General features: G+C 70.8%; 14 protein-coding genes. 6 read left to right on the top strand and 8 right to left on the bottom strand.

All coding sequences use genetic code 11. The features are described from left to right. Positions 1–74 precede the first annotated feature (74 nt). Both aspS and ABFX81_RS09465 read left to right on the top strand, forming a co-directional pair. Complete coding sequence (gene aspS, locus ABFX81_RS09470) at positions 75–1838, top strand: aspartate--tRNA ligase (RefSeq protein WP_086841888.1); 1764 nt, start codon at positions 75–77, stop codon at positions 1836–1838. A 211-nt stretch (positions 1839–2049) separates the two neighbouring features. Then, the gene (locus ABFX81_RS09465) at positions 2050–3393 is read left to right on the top strand and encodes an MFS transporter (protein WP_086841890.1); all 1344 of its coding nucleotides are present in this window, start codon (positions 2050–2052) and stop codon (positions 3391–3393) included. Between the two features lie 70 nt (positions 3394–3463). Here the strand turns inward: ABFX81_RS09465 and ABFX81_RS09460 are convergent, their stop codons facing one another. From ABFX81_RS09460 to ABFX81_RS09445, 4 genes are all read right to left on the bottom strand, one after another. Continuing rightward, positions 3464–4342 (bottom strand): hypothetical protein, encoded by an 879-nt coding sequence (locus ABFX81_RS09460; protein WP_086841892.1) that lies wholly within the window; start codon positions 4340–4342, stop codon positions 3464–3466. Between the two features lie 98 nt (positions 4343–4440). After that, positions 4441–4806: a PH domain-containing protein gene (locus ABFX81_RS09455; protein ID WP_059417055.1), complete on the bottom strand. Its 366-nt coding sequence runs from the start codon at positions 4804–4806 to the stop codon at positions 4441–4443. Between the two features lie 243 nt (positions 4807–5049). After that, complete coding sequence (metG, locus tag ABFX81_RS09450; protein ID WP_086841895.1) at positions 5050–6765, bottom strand: methionine--tRNA ligase; 1716 nt, start codon at positions 6763–6765, stop codon at positions 5050–5052. Between the two features lie 150 nt (positions 6766–6915). After that, entirely contained in the window at positions 6916–8649 is a 1734-nt protein-coding gene (locus tag ABFX81_RS09445; RefSeq protein ID WP_346137906.1) for a VWA domain-containing protein, read from the bottom strand. Between the two features lie 280 nt (positions 8650–8929). Here ABFX81_RS09445 and ABFX81_RS09440 point away from each other — a divergent pair, with 280 nt between their 5' ends. After that, a complete protein-coding gene (locus ABFX81_RS09440) occupies positions 8930–11023 on the top strand; it encodes a PhoX family protein (RefSeq protein WP_346137905.1) in 2094 nt (697 codons plus the stop codon). A 43-nt stretch (positions 11024–11066) separates the two neighbouring features. On the opposite strand, the gene ABFX81_RS09435 is transcribed toward ABFX81_RS09440, so the two are convergent. Further along, positions 11067–12065 carry an endonuclease/exonuclease/phosphatase family protein gene (locus ABFX81_RS09435; protein ID WP_346137904.1) on the bottom strand — a complete coding sequence of 333 codons (999 nt, stop codon included), beginning with the start codon at positions 12063–12065 and terminating at the stop codon, positions 11067–11069. Positions 12066–12141: 76 nt separating this feature from the next. Beyond that, entirely contained in the window at positions 12142–12981 is an 840-nt protein-coding gene (locus ABFX81_RS09430; protein ID WP_086849738.1) for an alpha/beta fold hydrolase, read from the bottom strand. A 79-nt stretch (positions 12982–13060) separates the two neighbouring features. Here ABFX81_RS09430 and ABFX81_RS09425 point away from each other — a divergent pair, with 79 nt between their 5' ends. After that, a complete protein-coding gene (locus ABFX81_RS09425) occupies positions 13061–14407 on the top strand; it encodes an aminotransferase class I/II-fold pyridoxal phosphate-dependent enzyme (RefSeq protein WP_086849740.1) in 1347 nt (448 codons plus the stop codon). On the opposite strand, the gene ABFX81_RS09420 is transcribed toward ABFX81_RS09425, so the two are convergent. Beyond that, on the bottom strand, positions 14304–15275 hold the full coding sequence (locus ABFX81_RS09420) for a hypothetical protein (protein WP_086849743.1): 972 nt from the start codon (positions 15273–15275) through the stop codon (positions 14304–14306). The genes ABFX81_RS09425 and ABFX81_RS09420 overlap by 104 nt on opposite strands. A 97-nt stretch (positions 15276–15372) precedes the next feature. Further along, a complete protein-coding gene (locus tag ABFX81_RS09415) occupies positions 15373–15816 on the bottom strand; it encodes a hypothetical protein (RefSeq protein WP_086849745.1) in 444 nt (147 codons plus the stop codon). Between the two features lie 575 nt (positions 15817–16391). On the opposite strand from ABFX81_RS09415, the gene ABFX81_RS09410 reads away from it, so the two are divergent. Both ABFX81_RS09410 and ABFX81_RS09405 read left to right on the top strand, forming a co-directional pair. Beyond that, positions 16392–17453 carry a hypothetical protein gene (locus ABFX81_RS09410; RefSeq protein ID WP_086849747.1) on the top strand — a complete coding sequence of 354 codons (1062 nt, stop codon included), beginning with the start codon at positions 16392–16394 and terminating at the stop codon, positions 17451–17453. 137 nt (positions 17454–17590) lie between these two features. After that, the gene (locus ABFX81_RS09405) at positions 17591–17926 is read left to right on the top strand and encodes an effector-associated constant component EACC1 (protein WP_346137903.1); all 336 of its coding nucleotides are present in this window, start codon (positions 17591–17593) and stop codon (positions 17924–17926) included. The last annotated feature ends 2 nt before the right edge of the window (positions 17927–17928 follow it).

Here is a 17928-nt window from a genome sequence, read left to right as displayed (position 1 = left end):
CGCCCGAACGGTACGCTGGGGACCAGTTTCACGTGAAACACAGACCCCGATCAGCGAAGACTGGATGAACGACGATGCATCGGTACAGGTCCCACACCTGCGGCGAGCTCCGCTCCTCTGACGTCGGCACCGACGTCCGGCTGAGTGGCTGGCTGCACAATCGGCGCGACCTGGGCGGCATCCTCTTCATCGATCTGCGCGATCACTACGGCATCACGCAGCTCGTGGCCCGTCCCGGCACCCCCGCCTACGAGGCCCTCGACAAGCTCTCCAAGGAGTCGACCGTCCGCATCGACGGCAAGGTCGTCTCCCGCGGCGCCGAGAACATCAACCCCGAGCTGCCGACCGGTGAGGTCGAGGTCGAGGTCGGCGAGGTCGAACTGCTCGGCGCGGCCGCCCCGCTGCCCTTCACGATCAACGCCGAGGACGGGGTCAACGAGGAGCGGCGCCTGGAGTACCGCTTCCTCGACCTGCGCCGCGAGCGCATGCACCGCAACATCATGCTGCGCACGGCGGTCATCTCGGCGATCCGCCACAAGATGACGGCCCTCGGCTTCAACGAGATGGCGACGCCGATTCTCTCCGCGACCTCCCCCGAGGGCGCCCGCGACTTCGTCGTCCCGTCCCGCCTGCACCCGGGCAAGTTCTACGCCCTCCCCCAGGCGCCCCAGCAGTTCAAGCAGCTGCTGATGATCTCCGGGTTCGACCGGTACTTCCAGATCGCGCCCTGCTTCCGTGACGAGGACGCGCGCGCCGACCGGTCGCCGGGCGAGTTCTACCAGCTCGACATCGAGATGAGCTTCGTCGAGCAGGAGGACGTCTTCCAGCCCGTCGAGAAGCTGATGACGGAGCTGTTCGAGGAGTTCGGCGGCGGCCGCCACGTCACCTCGCCGTTCCCGCGGATCCCGTTCCGCGAGGCGATGCTGAAGTACGGCTCCGACAAGCCCGACCTGCGCGCCCAGCTCGAACTCGTCGACATCACCGACATCTTCGAGGGCTCGGAGTTCAAGGCCTTCGCCGGCAAGCACGTCCGTGCCCTGCCGGTGCCGGACGTCTCCGCGCAGCCCCGCAAGTTCTTCGACCAGCTCGGCGACTACGCCGTCTCGCAGGGCGCCAAGGGCCTGGCCTGGGTCCGCGTCGCCGAGGACGGTTCGCTGTCGGGCCCGATCGCGAAGTTCCTGACGGAGGACAACGTCGCGGAGCTCACCAAGCGGCTCTCCCTGGCCGCCGGCCACGCGGTGTTCTTCGGCGCGGGCGAGTTCGACGAGGTCTCCAAGATCATGGGCGCGGTGCGGGTGGAAGCCGCCAAGCGTGCCGGGCACTTCGAGGAGAACGTCTTCCGCTTCTGCTGGATCGTCGACTTCCCGATGTACGAGAAGGACGAGGAGACCGGCGCGATCGACTTCTCGCACAACCCCTTCTCCATGCCGCAGGGTGGCCTGGAGGCCCTGGAGAGCCAGGACCCGCTGGACATCCTCGGCTGGCAGTACGACATCGTCTGCAACGGCGTCGAGCTGTCCTCCGGCGCGATCCGGAACCACGAGCCGGAGATCATGCTCAAGGCCTTCGAGATCGCCGGGTACGACCGCGAGACGGTCGAGGAGAAGTTCGCCGGCATGCTGCGCGCCTTCCGCTTCGGCGCCCCGCCGCACGGCGGCATCGCCCCGGGCGTCGACCGCATCGTGATGCTGCTCGCCGACGAGCCCAACATCCGCGAGACGATCGCCTTCCCGCTCAACGGCAACGCCCAGGACCTGATGATGGGCGCGCCGACGGAGCTGGAGGAGACGCGGCTGAAGGAGCTGCACCTGTCGGTGCGCAAGCCGCAGCCGAAGTAGGCCTTCGGAGAAGTCGTAAGCGACTGGGGTGGCCCGGAACCGGTGTCGGTTCCGGGCCACTGCCATACCCAGGCGCGTCGGTATCCCGCTCTTGTTCACATACATGTACTTCTGCCCAACCCGTTGACCCGGAACCTGTGCCTCCATAAAGTCCCTTCGACAACGCGTACGTGACTTCTGTTCACGTACGTGCACATCGAGGGAGACAACGATGTCAGACGCCGCAACAGCCATCCCCGAGGCCGAGCAGCGTGCGGTCGGCAAATTCCTGCGCCGCATGCTCCCGATCCTGGTCCTGATGCTGCTGGTCAACCAGATGGACCGGACGAACGTCGGCTTCGTCCAGAACGAACTCCGGGCCGACGTCGGCGTGAGCGCCACGGCCTACGGGCTCGGTGCGGGCCTGTTCTTCATCGGATACGCCCTGTTCGAGGTGCCGAGCAACATGCTCCTGGAGCGGTTCGGGGCCCGGGTCTGGCTGACCCGGATCATGATCACCTGGGGTGCGGTGATCGTGGCGATGTGCTTCATCCACAACGTGTGGATGTTCTACGGCCTGCGCTTCCTGCTCGGTGTCGCGGAGGCCGGCTTCTTCCCCGGTGTGCTCCTCTACTTCACCCAGTGGCTGCCGGACTCCAGCCGGGGCCGGGCCAGTGCGATCTTCCTGGGCGGCTCGGCCACGGCGTACATCGTCACCGGCCCGATCACCGGCGCCCTGCTGGAGCTGCACGGCGCGGGCGGTATCGCGGGCTGGCGGTGGATGTTCGCCCTGGAGGGCGCCTTCTCCATCGTGGTCGGCTTCATCGCCGGGTTCTTCCTCGTCTCCCGGATCCAGGACGCGAAGTGGCTGACGCGGGAGGAGAAGGACGCGCTGAGCGAGGCGGTGGCGCGGGACAAGGAGGCACGTGACCGGGCGCCGTCGGTGTCGCGGATGAAGCTGCTCTTCCACCCCCAGGTCGCCGTCCTGACCGCGGTCTTCTTCGCGATGGCACTGACCGGGTACGCGATCACGTTCTGGCTGCCGAGCCTGGTGGAGGAGATCGGCGGACTGTCCCCCTTCCAGATCGGCCTGCTGTCGGCGATCCCCTGGATCTGCGCGGTGATCGCGATGTACACCATGAGCCACTTCACCGACCGGGCCCCGGACCGTCGCCCCTACCTGGCGATCGCCCTGGTCCTGTCCGCGATCGGCACGTTCCTCGCGACCCTCGGGTCCCCCTGGTTCGGCCTCGCAGCCCTCACGCTCGCCGCGGTCGGCGGCAAGTGCGCGGCCACCCTGTTCTGGCCGATGGCCCAGTCCGGCCTCGACCTGAAGATCGCCGCGCCGGGCCTGGCGCTGGTCAACTCCATCGGCAACCTGGGCGGGTTCGTGTCCCCCACTCTGTTCGGGTATCTGAAGGACACGACGGGGAGTACGACCGGAGGTCTGTACACCCTGTCGGCGGCGTCCGTGCTGGCGGTTCTCGGGGTGGCGTTCGTACGGCACACGAGCCGGGGGCCGCGGGCGGGCGCCGGGGATCGTGCGGGGGTGACGGGGAAGACGGCGGTGAGCTGACCCGAGCCGACTCCGGGCCTGCGGCCCGCTCCTTGTCGTGGGAGCGGGCCGCGGCCGCTTCAGGAGGTGATCAGTCCTCGGCGAAAAGACCCTCCACCGTGGTGGCCGTCAGGGAGCGGTCGAACCAGAGGGTGAGGGTGTCGAGGTCGGTGCAGGAGGTGATGCGGTCGCGGGTGTCCTCGGGGACCGGGATGCCGCGCTTCTCCAGCACGCTGAGGATGGACTCGGCTTTACCTTCGGCCTTGCCCTCCAGGTACGTCTCCTCGAAGAGGGTTCCCCTGCCCGGGAAGTATGTGGCGACCATCTTCTCCAGCTCTCTCCATGTCTCCCGGACCGGAGTGTCCTCCAGCCCGACTTCAAGCCATTCGCACCAGTACTTCGCTGTTGCCTTGTCGAACGACCGCATGCCGCGGGCCACCATGCCCAGTATGGCGGGGGCGTCTTCGCTGCCGCTATGCACGATGGCCGAGAACGTGGCCATCGCCGGTTCACGGGCGACCATGGACTCGTCGGTGATCAACGGTACGTTGTCCGGGCCGAGCACGAAGGGACGCGTGGCCTGCGTCGTCCAGCTGCCTACGCGGCACTCGAAGGGTCCGGCTGCCCAGGACGCGGTCGGCCGGTCCCTGCAGACCGCGACGAGCAGCACGGGCAGGTCGAACTTCGCGCGCAGATAAGCCACGTAGTACGACCAGCTGGATCCCTTGCCACGGGTCCGGGCGGTCTGGGCCTCGACGGCGATGAGGAAGCTGTCCCCCTCGGACGGCTCGACCTTCAGCACCGTGTCCACACGGCGTTCCAGCGGCTTGATCTCCGTGGCGTCGGGGGTGAGCGCCTCGATGATTGCCTTCGCGGGCGGCGGTAGGTCCAGCGCCTCGAAGGCGGGGGTGAGAACCTCCGGATGGTCCTGGAAGATCCGGTGTGAGGTCTCATGGGTTGATGTGACCATGGGCGCAAGCTAGGACCATCGAGGGGCGCCGTACTGGACGAACGAGGTTGCGTTCACTCTTTCGAGAGCGGCAAAAACGTTCACTTCATGGAGTGCTGCTACCTCGCCACGAACTGGGTCAGGATCGCCTGGACCTCGTAGATGTCGACGCCCTTGGTGAAGGTCTTCTCGATGGGGGTCGGGGTGCCGGAGATCCAGATCTTCAGTTCGGCGTCGAGGTCGAAGGTGCCGGCCGTTTCCACCGCGAAGTGGGTGATGCTGCGGTAGGGGACCGAGTGGTACTCCACCTTCTTGCCGGTGATGCCCTGCTTGTCGATCAGGATCAGGCGGCGGTCGGTGAAGAGGATGGTGTCGCGGATGAGGAGGAACGCGGCGTGGACCTGTTCGCCGTGGCCGAGGAGGCGGGCGTAGTCCTGCTGGGCCGATGCCGGGTCGACGGTGTGTGCGTTGCCGAACAGTGCCATGGGAGCCCCCGGGTGTGTGGCGGCGGCCGGGTGGCCGCCCTCACGCGATCTTCGCAAAGCACGGGGCCCGGGAGAAGGTTCTCGTTCTCCCGGGCCCCGTGCTGTAGCGAGCGTGTTACGCCCGTCACGCGGTCTGCTACGCCGTCGGCTTCTCCTCCAGGCGCGGGAAGACAGAGATCACGCGCAAGGCGTCTTCGAGGCGGAGCTGAAGGAGTTCCACGGTGAACGCGAGTACGCCCGGGCCTACTCGGGCTCGCCGCCGAAGCGCTCCTTGTACGACTCCAGGTCCTCGTCCGTGATCTTGGCGAACAGGACCGGGGGGACCGTGAAGGGCGTGCCCGCCGGAACCGATGACAGGGCGCGTGCCTCCTCGGCCGACACCCATGTCGCCGTGTCGCCGTTCAGGTCGAAGGCTGAGCGCATGGCAGCCGACGAGGTCGGGATGAAGGGCTCCGATACCACCGCGTAGAGGTGGATCAGGTTCATCGCCGTACGGAGGGTGAGGGCGGCACCGTCCTTGTTGGTCTTGATCTCCAGCCAGGGGGCCTTCTCCTCGAGATACGAGTTGCCCGCAGACCACAGGGCGCGCAGCGCGGCTGCCGCCTTGCGGAACTGGACGGCCTCCATCTGGGACTCGTACTCAGCAAGCAGGCGGGCGATCTCCTCGCCCAGTTTCGCCTCTGCTTCACCCGGCTCGCCGCCCGCGGGGACCTCGTCGCCGAAGCGCTTGCGGGAGAAGGACAGGACGCGATTGACGAAGTTACCGAGGGTGTCGGCCAGGTCCTTGTTGACCGTGGCCGTGAAGTGCTCCCAGGTGAAGGACGAGTCGTCCGACTCGGGGGCGTTCGCCATCATGAAGTAACGCCAGTAGTCGGCGGGCAGAATCTCCAGCGCGTCGTGCGTGAAGACGCCGCGGCGCTGCGAGGTGGAGAACTTGCCGCCGTAGTAGTTCAGCCAGTTGAAGGCCTTGATGACGTCGACCTTCTTCCACGGGGAGCGGGTGCCCAGCAGGGTCGCCGGGAACATCACGCTGTGGAAGGGGACGTTGTCCTTGCCCATGAACTGCGTGTAGTGGACGTTCGCGTCCGACTCCCACCACCAGGAGCGCCAGTCGCGGTTCTCCGGGTCCTGGTCCGCCCACTCCTTCGTCGCGCCGATGTACTCGATCGGGGCGTCGAACCAGACATAGAAGACCTTGCCCTCGGCGGCGAGGTCCGGCCAGGTGTCGGCAGGGACCGGGACGCCCCAGTCCAGGTCGCGGGTGATCGCGCGGTCGTGCAGGCCCTCCGTGAGCCACTTGCGGGCGATGGAGGAGGCCAGCACCGGCCAGTCGTCGGCGCGCTCGTCGACCCATGCCTCGACCTCGCCGGCCAGCACCGACTGAAGAAGGAAGAGGTGCTTGGTCTCGCGGACCTCCAGGTCGCTGCTGCCGCTGATCGCCGAGCGGGCGTCGATCAGGTCGGTCGGGTCCAGGACCCGGGTGCAGTTCTCGCACTGGTCGCCGCGGGCCTTGTCGTAGCCGCAGTGCGGGCAGGTGCCGATGATGTAGCGGTCGGGCAGGAAGCGGCCGTCGGCGTTCGAGTACACCTGACGGATCGAACGCTCCTCGATGAAGCCGTTGGCCTTGAGCTCGCGCGCGATCTCCTGCGTGATCTCGTGGTTCTGCGGGGAAGAGCTGCGGCCGAAGTAGTCGAAGGCCAGGTTGAAGCCGTCGTAGACGGCCTTCTGGGCGTCGTGCGCCTGGGCGCAGAACTCGTCGACGGGGATGCCCTGCTCCTTCGCCGCGAGTTCGGCGGGGGTGCCGTGCTCGTCGGTAGCGCAGATGTAGAGGACCTCGTGGTCACGCTGGCGCAGATAGCGGGAGTACACGTCCGCAGGGAGCATGGACCCCACCATGTTGCCCAGGTGCTTGATCCCGTTGATGTACGGAAGGGCGCTGGTGATGAGGTGTCGAGCCATCGCGGGCTGCTCCCAAGTCGCTACACGGGGTGACGATCTCGTGGTCTCGGTCGTCTACGGAACCTTGAAATCGTAGCTGACATGGGAACGCCGCCCGCCTCCCCTTTTGCTGGGTGAGAAGCGGGCGGCGTCAGGCGGAACGTCTGAGGACTACGGGCGCCAGTTCGCCAGTACGCCCTCGTAGAGCTCCTTGTCCGTGAGCTCGCGGGGGGTTTCGCCGGCGAGGAAGTGGGACGTGTTGGGGGTCTTGAGCTTGCGGAGGTAGTCGAAGGCCTTGTTCTCCGGGTCGCCGAAGGCGACGAAGGAGAAGAAGACGGCGGGGTGGGTCTTCGCGGCCTCGGTGAGGGACTGGGTGGCGGGGGTCTTGGCGTCGGGGGCGCCGTCCGTCTGGAAGATCACCAGGGCCGGGGTGCCGGGGGTCGCTTCCTTGCCGTGGTGGGCGAGGACGGCTTCGACGGCTGCGTGGTAGCTGGTGCGGCCCATGCGGCCGAGGCCGGCGTGCAGGTCGTCGATCTTGTTCTCGTGGTCGGTGAGGGTGATCTCGCCGGTGCCGTCGAGTTCGGTGGAGAAGAAGAAGACCGGGACGGTGGCCTCGGGGTCGAGGTGGGCGGCGAGGGCGAGGGTCTGTTCGGCGAGGGCCTGGGCGGAGCCGTCCTTGTAGTACGGGCGCATGGAGGCGGAGCGGTCGAGGACGAGGTAGACCTTGGCCCGGGTGCCGGTGAGGTTGTGCTGCTTGAGGGTGGTGGTGGCGGCCTTGTAGGCGGTGGTGAGGCTGGGGGCGCGGGTCTTGACGCGGGTGAGGGGGACGGCGGGGGTGGGGGTCTGCTCGGCCTCGCCTTCGGCTTCGGCCGTGTCGTTCCCACCCGCACCACCCGTGCTGCTTTCGTCGTCGGGTGCGGGTGGCCCCTGTGGGGCGGAGTCGCCGTCGGCGGCTGCGGGTGCGGGTGCGTCCACCGCCTCGGGCGTCGGCTCCGCCTCGGGCGTGGTCTCCGCCTCGGACGTACTCTCCGCCTCGGGCGTCGGCTTGTCTTCGGAGGACGACTCGGGCTTCTCGGGCTCCTGGGCCTCGGCGACGGTCGCCTCCTCCGCCGGGTCCGTCGGCGTCGGCTTCTCCGCCGCAGTCGCCTCCGTCGGCTTTTCGGCGGCCGTCGGCTCGTCCACCGTCGGCTTGGGCTCGGCCTCCGGCTTCCCCTCAGCGTCAGCCTCTGCCTCCGGTGCCACTGCCGCAGGCTCTTCGGCGGCCGTCGGCTCCTCCACCGTTGGCTTGGGCTCCGGCTTCGCCTCAGTGTCAGCCTCTGCCTCCGGCGCCACTGCCGCAGGCTTCTCCGCGGCTGTCGGCTCCTCCACAACCTGCGGCTTCTCCGCCACCGGCTCCTCGACAGACGCCGGCTCCTCGATGGCCGCCCGCTCTTCCTCAGCTGCCGGCTTCTCGGTGACCGTCGGTTCCTCTTCAGCCGTCGGCTTCCCGGCGACCGTCGGTTCCTCTTCAAGCGTCGGCTTCCCGGCGACCGCCCGCTCCTCCTCAGCCGCCGGCTCCCCGGCGACCGCCCGCTCCTCACCCCCGGGCTTCTCCGCGGTCGTCCGCTCCGGCTCTTCCTCCGCCGACCGCGCAGGCCTGGGCACCGTCACGTTGTCGAAGATCATCGACACGAGGTCGTGTTCGCCGCGGGGCTCCGGGACGTCGGCCGTCGGGCCGGGGGTCGGTTCCGGGGAGGGGGACGGGACCTTCGGTTCCGTCGCGGCGGGGGTGGGGGGCTGCGGCGTCGGTGAGTCGTGGGAAGGGGTTTCCGCCGTCGGGGTGGTCTGCGCCGCACCCTCCGCCTCGGCGGTCCGTGATTTGCGTGACCGTCCGAACGCGTTCCGCAAGAGAGTGAGAATGCCCATGTGCGCGCAACCCTTCGCGTGAGTTGAAGCCCGTCAATCCCTGGCCAGGACGGACACGTAAGGTTAGCGGCCCTCCTGGGTGATCTTGGGCAGGGTCAGGTGTGCGGGGTACAGGCTGTCAAGAGGGACATCCGGCCTGCGAAGGTGTCGCCGTGCTGAATCGCCGTAACTGCCGTAAGGCTTCCGCAGGTTCACTCGCTGTTCACCCCGGCGCCCGGCTGCCGCACATATGTGCCCCTACGGTCACGCTGACACCATGGGCATCCAAGGAGAGAGCAAAGTGCGAAAGCTGCTGCCGTTGATCGGAACGCCGTCCGGTTCGCACCCTGGCGGCCGGTCCGCCATGACCTGTCGTTTCCGGTGTGGTGACGCCTGCTTCCACGAGGTGCCCAACACCAGCTCCAACGAGTACGTCGGTGATGTGATCGCCGGTGCGCTCAGCCGCCGGTCGATGATGCGGGCCGCGGCCGTGGTGACCGTGGCCGCCGCGGGCGCGGGGGCCGTGGGTGTCGCGCAGGCTCCGCAGGCCGGTGCCGTCCCGGCCGGAACCGTCCCCGCCGACGCCGCCGCCGAGGCCGCGCGGCGCAAACACAAGGGCGCGCGAGGGCTGCGCTTCGCGCCCGTCGCGCCCAACACCACCGACGCCGTGACCGTGCCGGAGGGGTACCGGCAGAACGTCGTCATCCGCTGGGGCGAGCCCATCCTGCGCGGTGCGCCCGCCTTCGACCCGGAGAAGCAGACCGCCAAGGCGCAGGCCGGGCAGTTCGGGTACAACTGCGATTTCCTCGCCCTGCTCCCGCTGCCCGGGGAGCGGAACAGGCAGTTGCTCGTCGCCAACCATGAGTACACCGATGAGGTGCTCATGTTCCGGGGGTACGACGCCGCCAACCCCACCCGTGAGCAGGCCGAGATCGCCTGGGCCGCGCACGGGCTGTCCGCCGTCGTCGTGGAGGGGGACCGGAAGACCGGGAAGCTCACCGCCGTTGCGCGGCACCAGCTCAACCGGCGCGTCACCGCCACCAGCGAGTTCCGGCTCACCGGGCCCGTCGCCGGCTCCGACCTCGTCAAGACCTCCGCCGACCCGAGCGGCACGAAGGTGCTCGGCACCCTCAACAACTGCTCGGGCGGCGTCACCCCGTGGGGCACGACCCTGCACGGCGAGGAGAACTTCAACCAGTACTTCGCCAACAGCAGCCGGGCGACCGACAAGCGGTACGGCATCGGGACCGGGGCCAGCGAGCGGAAGTGGGAGCGGTTCGACAAGCGGTTCGACGTCGCCCAGGAGCCGAACGAGGTGCATCGGTTCGGGTATGTCGTGGAGTTCGATCCGTACGACCCCGGCTCCGCGCCGCGCAAGCACACCGCCCTCGGGCGGTTCAAGCACGAGGCCGCCACCGTGCGGCTCACGCGCGACGGACGGCCCGTCGTGTACTCGGGTGACGACGAGCGGTTCGACTACTTCTACAAGTTCGTCGGCAGCAAGCGGATGCGGCACGGCAGCAGCAGGGCCGTGCGGGAGCACAACCTCTCCCTGCTCGACGAGGGGACGCTGTACGTCGCCAAGCTCACCGGTGACTCCCCCGCCATCGAGATCGACGGCACGGGCAAGCTGCCGAACGACGGCGAGTTCGACGGGAGCGGCGAGTGGATCCCGCTGGCCACCGCCACCGCCGACGGTGCCGTCTCGCACGTGGACGGGATGAGCGCCGAGGAGGTGTTCGTCTTCACCCGTCTCGCCGGTGACAAGGTGGGCGCGACGAAGATGGACCGGCCCGAGGACATCGAGCCCAACCCGGTGACCGGCAAGGTGTACGTCGCCCTGACCAACAACAGCAACCGCGGTGTCGGCTCCAACGCCAAGGCGGACGAGGCCAATCCGCGCAACGCCAACAAGCACGGGCACGTGCTGGAGCTCACCGAGCGCTGGAACCGGCCCGAGAGCACCAGGTTCGCCTGGTCGCTGTTCCTCGTCGCCGGTGACCCGGACGACCCGGCGACCTACTTCGCCGGGTTCCCGAAGGAGGGCGTCAGCCCGATCTCCTGCCCGGACAACGTCGCCTTCGACCCCTACGGCAACCTGTGGATCTCCACCGACGGCGCCCAGCTCGGCTCGCACGACGGCTTGTTCGGCGTGGCGACCCGGGGCGAGCGGCGTGGTGAGCTGAAGCAGTTCCTGACCGTGCCGAAGGGTGCCGAGACCTGCGGTCCGATCATCCAGGACCGGCGCGTGCTGGTCGCCGTGCAGCACCCCGGCGAGATCGACGGCGCGTCCGTGGAGAAGCCGGCCAGCACCTGGCCCGACGGGCCCGGGAAGTACGTCCGGCCGGCGGTCGTGGCCGTGTGGCGTGCGGACGGTTGCGACATCGGCGTCTGAGCGGAGAGTGACGAACGGGGGGCGCCTGTCGGGCGTCCCCCGTCTACTTGTCCCCGTGCAGCGTCAGATCCGTCACCACCGCCCGGTGGTCCGTGTCGGCCACGTCCAGGATGCGCGTGCGGTCGGCCCCGAAGTGCTTCGACACCAGTACGTGGTCGATCTGCGTGCCGAACGTCGGGGCGGTCCGGGCCGGCCAGGTGGCCGTGCGGTCGGCGTCGTCCAGGCGGGCGGCGTCGCTCAGGCCGGTGTCGAGGATGCGGCGGAAGGCGGCGTGGTCCTGGGAGGCGTTGAAGTCGCCCGCCAGGACCAGGGGGGTGCCGCGGTCGGCGGTGGCCGCGTCGCGCAGGGCGCCGAGTTCCCTGTTCCAGAGGTCCACCTGGCCGGGGATCGGGGGCATGGGGTGGGCGAGCTGGAGTCGTACGGGATGCCCGTCGACGTCGGCGATCGCCCCGGGCATGCCCATGGTGCCTGGGACGCCGTCGGTGGGCCGCAGCGGGAAGCGGCTGAGGATGACGGAGCCTTCCGAGCCGCCGCCCTCGACGGCCCGGCGGTGCGGGTAGTCCTGGGAGAGGTCGTCCTTCAGCCGCGCGGCGCACTCGTATTCGCATTCCTGTACGAAGACGAGGTCCGGTTCCTCGCGGCGGACGGCGGCGACCAGGGACCCGGTGCCCTGCCCGAACTCGACGTTCGAGGTCAGTACGCGCAGTTCGGCGACCGGGCGGCCGACGGGGTCGCCGACCTTGCCGTACGGCTCGATGAACCAGGCCAGCAGGCCGAGCAGGACCACGCCCCAGGCCGTCCCGAGCCACCACCGGGACAGCAGGGCGAGCAGCAGCGCCAGGCCGGTGGGGGCGAGCAGCCAGGGGAGGAAGGCGAGGACCTGCGGGACGGGCGTGTTGCCGTCGCTGTCGGCGGTCCGGAAGCCGACGACCACGCTGACCGCGGCGAACAGCAGGGCGGCGCACCAGGCGCCGGACCGCCGTCCGGGCGGACGGTGTTCCGGACCGTCGGTGGCGGTCCACTCGGCAGCGGCGGTGTCCAAGGCCCGGCCTTCCGTTCGCGGGTGGGTGCCCGAATCCTCCCTCAGGGTTCGAGGGGTGGGGTGCCCGAATCCTCCCTCAAAGACGGGGTGGGGCGGTGGAAGGTTGCCGTCGGTCGGCGTCCCCGGGCCGTGCGTCGACGCGGGCCAGGAATTCGCCGAGTGCCTTGTCGAACTCCTCGGGGCGTTCGAGGTTCGGCATGTGGGCCGTGCCGTCGATCACGTGCAGGGCCGAGTCCGGGAGGGCCGCGTGCATGGCCCGGGCGTCGGAGACGGGCGTGTAGGTGTCGTCGGCTCCCACGACGACCAGGGCCGGGACGGTCACGCGAGTCAGCAGGGCGGCGTAGTCGGGGCGCCGGGCGCGGGCGCGCAGGGCCGCCGCGGCGCCCTCGGGGGAGGTGGCCGTCATCATGCGGTGGACGTGCGCCTTGACCTCGGCGGGGGCGTACGGGGCGACCATCCGCTCCAGGACCTCGTCGGCGTAGCCGCGCATGCCCTCCCGCAGGAGGCGGTCCGCCATGGCGTCGCGGGTGCGGACGCCCTCCGGGGTCTCGGCCGCCGGGAAGGTGTCCGCGAGGACCAGGCCGCGGACGCGGCCGGGGAAGAGGCGGTAGCACTCCATCGCGATCTGGCCGCCCATGGACAGACCGGCGAGGACGAAGGAGTCCACGCCCAGCTCGTCGAGCAGGGCCTCGATGTCCCGGGCGAACTGCGAGAAGTCCGTGAGGGCCGGGGTCGCCGGGGAGGCGCCGTAGCCGCGCAGGTCGGGGGCGATGACGCGGCGGTCAGCGGAGAACGTGCCGAGCTGCGGGGCCCACATGGTGCGGTCGAAGGGGTGACCGTGGACGAGGACCAGGGGGACAAGGGGCTGCCGGGAGGTTACGGGGCCTTTGTCCTCGTATGAGAGGAAGGGTGCCATGGGACGACCCTAGGCAGCTCCCCTTACTCAGTGCAATAAGATCTTTGCTCTCGGTGCAATCCAAGGGGGAGACCGATCGATGGGTGACTACCGCCGTATCGCCGACAGGATCGCCGACGACATCGCCAGCGGGCGGCTGAAGCCCGGTCAACGGCTGCCGCCACAGCGGGCGTTCGCCCGGCGCCGGGGGATCGCCTCGTCGACGGCCGGGCGGGTGTACGGCGAACTCGTACGGCGCGGGCTGGTCGTCGGCGAGGTGGGGCGCGGCACCTACGTACGGGCCGCCCCGGACGGGCCCGCGGGGCGGGCGCTCGCCGAGCCCGGACCGGCCGACGCCCCCGTCAACCTGGAGCTCAACTACCCCAGCGCGCCCGGTCAGCCGGAGCTCCTCGCCCCGGTCCTCGCGCCGCTGCTGCGTCCCGACGTGCTGGCCGAGGCGCTGCTGCCGGCCGCCGCCACCGGTACCGAGTCCGCCCGGGAGGCCGCGGCCACGCTCCTCGCCACCCCCGGCTGGCGCCCAGCCCCGGACCGGCTGCTGTTCACCGGCAACGCACGGCAGGCCATCGCCGCCGTGCTGGCCTCCCTGGTCCGGCCGGGCGGCCGGGTCGGCGTGGAGCAGTTGACGTATCCGCTGGTCAAGGAGATCGCGGCGCGGCTGGGCATCACTCTGGTGCCGCTGGCCGGTGACGCGGCCGGGCTGCTCCCGGAGGCCGTCGCCGCCGCGCACCGGACGGCGCCGCTGTCCGCCCTGTACGTGCAGCCGACGCTGCACAACCCGACGTCCCTGACGACGACTCGCCCCCGCTTACTTCAACTCGCCCGGCTGCTCCATGACTTGAACCTGCCCGTGGTGGAGGACCGCATCTGGTCCTTCCTGCACGAGCCGGGCGATCCGCTCGCCGCTCACGCCCCCGCGCTCACCCATGTCGTCGACGGTCTGTCCAAGCGGGTCGCCCCGGGGCTCACCGTCGGATTCCTCGTCGTGCCGCCGCACCGGGTCGGGGCCGTGGCCGGTGCCGTGCGGTCGGGCGGGTGGAGTGCGGGGCGGTTCGCGCTGGAGGCGGCCGTGCGCTGGGCCGGGGAGGGGACCGTGGCGCGGCTGGTGGCGGCCAAGCGGGCGGACGCGGCGCGCAGGCAGAAGATCCTCGCCGAGGAACTCGCGGGCTTCGCCGTACGGTCCGATCCGCGTGCCTACTTCGCCTGGTGGGAGCTGCCCGCCCCGTGGCGCGCGGACACCTTCACCGGGGCCGCCGCCGCGCACGGCATCGCCGTCACGTCCGGTCCCGCCTTCGCCGTCGCCCCCGGCCACACGCCCGACGCCGTCAGGCTCGGGCTCGCTTCGGCTCCGGAGCCGGATCTGCGCCGGGCGCTGCGGACGCTCGCGCACGTCGCCGCGAGGCGAGCCGGGGACCGTACCGGCCCGTGAGCCACGAGCCGAGCGCCACCGTCAGGCCGAAGCCGAACAGCAGCCAGGACACCGTCAGCAGGGTGACCGTCAGGGCGTCGTAGACCGCGCCGGCGGCCGGGCGGTGGAGCGTGTCGGGCAGGTCGGCGAGGGTGAGACGGCGGCCGATCGCGACGGCCAGGACGAGCAGCCCGCCGCCCAGCGCCGTGCCGAGGCCGAGCGCGGTGACCGCGTGGCGGCGGCTCGCGGCGAGGGCGATCCCGGCCATGGCGCTCACGGCGGCGGCGAGCGGCAGCCAGAAGGCGGCGGTGTCCAGCACGTGGTACCCCTTGCGCAGTCGGTCCAGGTCGTCGGCCGGGAGCACCGGGACCCGGGCGTGCAGCACCGGGATGCGGTGGGCGAACGGAACGTGGTCGTCGGTGAGCCGGCGTTTGACCCGGGCGACGACCGGCGCGACGTCGACGGTGACCGGGGCGGCGCGCTTGCCGTCGTCGCGCAGGGCCCGTAGCACCGCGTCGTGGACGGCGTGGTTCGCCGCGTCCCAGCCTGTGCGGAATGCCTCGGTCCGGGTGAACGAGCGCACCGCGTCGTGCACGAAGGGCCCGACCGTGCCGCGCGGCAGGCTGGTGCCGAGCTCGTGCCCGGCCTCGCGCATGATGCCGTCGCCGACGGCATCCGCGACCGCGTGCTGCACGTCCGGGTCGGAGGCGAGCGGCGCCATCGTCCGGACGTAGCGGCCGGTGTCGGTCAGCCCGTGCGCCGCCCAGGAGGCGAGCGTCCCGAACGGCGCGAGCAGGCACGCGAGGGCCAGCAGAACGGCCGACAGGGCGTTCCGCGGTCGTCGGAGGGGCGCCTGCTCGGGTACGGGCGCCCGGTCGTGCTCGGACACCCTTCCAGGCAAGGCGTCAGGGGCCCGGCCCGCGACCGGCGTGACTGCATTCGGGCCCGCATGCCGAGCCGAACGTGTCGCACCGCCCACCGGCAGGTCATCGGTCGAGGCGTCGGCCGGAGGCGTCCTCGTGTGTGTAGTAGCGGTAGAACAACGTCACGAGGACGCCCGCGCCGACCACCAGCCCCAGCCCGGTGGACCGCAGCACGGACTCGCCGGTCTGGCTGTAGAGGAAGCCGATCGCGCAGCCGGTGAAGGCGAACCAGAGCAGCGCGTGGAGTTCGCGCCGCAGCCGCGGGGCGACCTCCCGCACGGCGGTGTACAGCACGGCGAACACGAGCGCGGTGAGGAAGCCGAACAGCAGGTTCCAGCCCGTGATGGGCCCGGCGTCGCGCCGGTTGGCCGCGGCCCAGTAGCCGTAGACGAGTCCGAGGACGACGGGTACCGCGATTTTCGCCATCGCGTGGGTGCGCGGGCTGAAGACATCGGGTGTACGGCGTCGCGTGGTCACCTTGCGTGAGGCGGGTGCCGCATGAGCCATGAGAGCTCTCCTCTCTCTCCCTGCCCCTGCCTACCAGGGCACACCGGTGGGGACCCCCCGGCAAGTCGGCGGCAGGAACTGCCGCGGATGCGGGAGGCCGGGGACGCCGTCGTCTCCGGGCACGAGCCGCCGTGGCGGCCGGGGCGCGGGGAGTGCGCGGCCTGCCGGCGGCGGAGGGGCTGCCGCTCGGCCTCCGGGATCTCGCGCCCGGCCCGCCCGCGGTACCGCGGGTACGGGTGGCCGCCGACGAGACCCTGCTGCCGGTGGCGGACGGCGTGACGGAGCCCGGGACGGCACCGGGGCGTTTCGCCGGCTGGCCGAGGAGCTGCTCCGGGCCGTCGCCGACGACCCCGCACCGCATGGCCGCCTTCGTACGGGACGGGACGGCACGGCGCGGCGCTGCGCTGCGGCGGGTGCCTGGTCGGCGGCACCACCGTCTTCGCCGTGCGCCGTCGGACCGTCCCCGACGAGGGGGGCGAAGCACCCGAAGGCGGACGTTTGAGGTCCTGCGGCCCACCTTTGCAGCCGCAGCGGTTACGGTGCTGCCGTACGTGATCGACAGGGGGAGGGACGAGATGCCCGGAACCGCGCTGCTGCTGGCGGCCTCGCCGGTGGGCAAGGGGCGCCTGGTGGACGCCGCGTCCGTACTCCCCGTCCTGGCCGCCGTCCCACCCAATGTGCTGGCCGGCACGGACACCGCGAACGTCGTCGAACTCGCCGACCCGCTGGAGCCGCAGGCCGTCCTCACCCGGCTCCGTGCAGCCGCGGCGGCCCCCGGCCCGCTCACCGTGTACGTCACCGGCCAGCTCCAGCTCGACCGCCGCCAGCGCCTGCCCCACCTGGCGCTGGCCCGTACCACCGCGTCCACCGCCCGCTACACGGCCTTCCCCTGGCACTGGTTCCGGGACGAACTGCGGCTGAGGCCCGCCGGCGCGACGACCCTTCTGCTCGACCTGCACGCGGACGCCGAGACCTGGGAGCTGCTGCGCGGCACCCCGCTGGACGCGGGCCGCGGCAACGCCGTGTACGGCCGTATCGCGCCCCCGCCGTCCAGACGCGCGGTCGCGGCACCGGCGTACATGAAGGCCGTCGCGACGATCCTGCGCAGCGGCTTCCGGCCGCCGCCGGAGCAGTTGCACCAGCAGGCGCTGGCCCGGATCGCGCCGGAGAGCGCGGGCACGGACATCGTGCTGAGCACGCCGGGCCCCTCGGCCGGTGATCCGCACGCCGCCATCACCGCCGCCGTCCAGTCCGGCCGCCACTTGGACGCCGACGCGCTCGCCGCCCGGCACGAGCAGGCCGCCGTCGCCGCGCACGGGCCTGCCTCCGAGGAGGCCCTGCACTGGGCCGAGGTCCGGGCCGACCTGGCGATGTTCGCCGGGGACGCGGGCCGCAGCTGCCACACCTGGCTGACGGTGGCCACCGTCCGCCTGAACGCCGGGCAGGCGGCGGACGCGCCCGCCGTCGAGGCCGCCGTGGACCGGGCCCACCACCAGTGGGGCCAGGTCCGCGACACCACGCGCGCCCGCGAACTGGGCGCGGCGCTCGCCGAGTTGCGGGGACGGGTCCCCGGGCGGCGCGAGGGGGCGCTCGATCATGTGCAGCGGCAGTTGAGGCAGTTGCAGACCCAGCCCTGACCACGCGTGCGCCGTGTGCGCCTGGCGTGAAGGGGGCGTGCAATCGCTTGCACCGGTCTCGTCACAGGTCTCGTCACAGGTCTGCCGCCGAGGCCTGACCCGGTGTCATGATGTCGAACATGACAGAGGGGGACCGAGTGGCTGTCTTAGGCGTACGCGTGCGGCTGGGCGCCGGCGCGACCGTGGACGATGTCAGAGCCCTGAGGACGTGGCTGGAGCGGGAAGAGCCGCTGGAGCAACTCGTCTCCGAACGCCACCTGACCATCGAGGAGCAGGCCGGCACGGACGGGGCCGACGGGCGGATGGGGCCCGACATCGAACTCGTTCTGAGAGTGCTCGGTGACGTCGTCACACTCGCGGCACTGACCGAGTACACCGCACGCGCGGTGAAGACCTGGACCAACAACCGCCGCAGGCTCCAGCGCGGCGATCCCGATCCACAGATCCGCCCGCTGGACCCCGGCAGGGAGTAGGG

Origin of the sequence: Streptomyces coeruleofuscus (assembly GCF_039532725.1) — a bacterium.
Taxonomy (GTDB): Bacteria; Actinomycetota; Actinomycetes; order Streptomycetales; family Streptomycetaceae; genus Streptomyces; species Streptomyces coeruleofuscus.
Note: the sequence above shows the minus strand (reverse complement) of the source record. Positions and strands in the feature narration are given on the sequence as shown.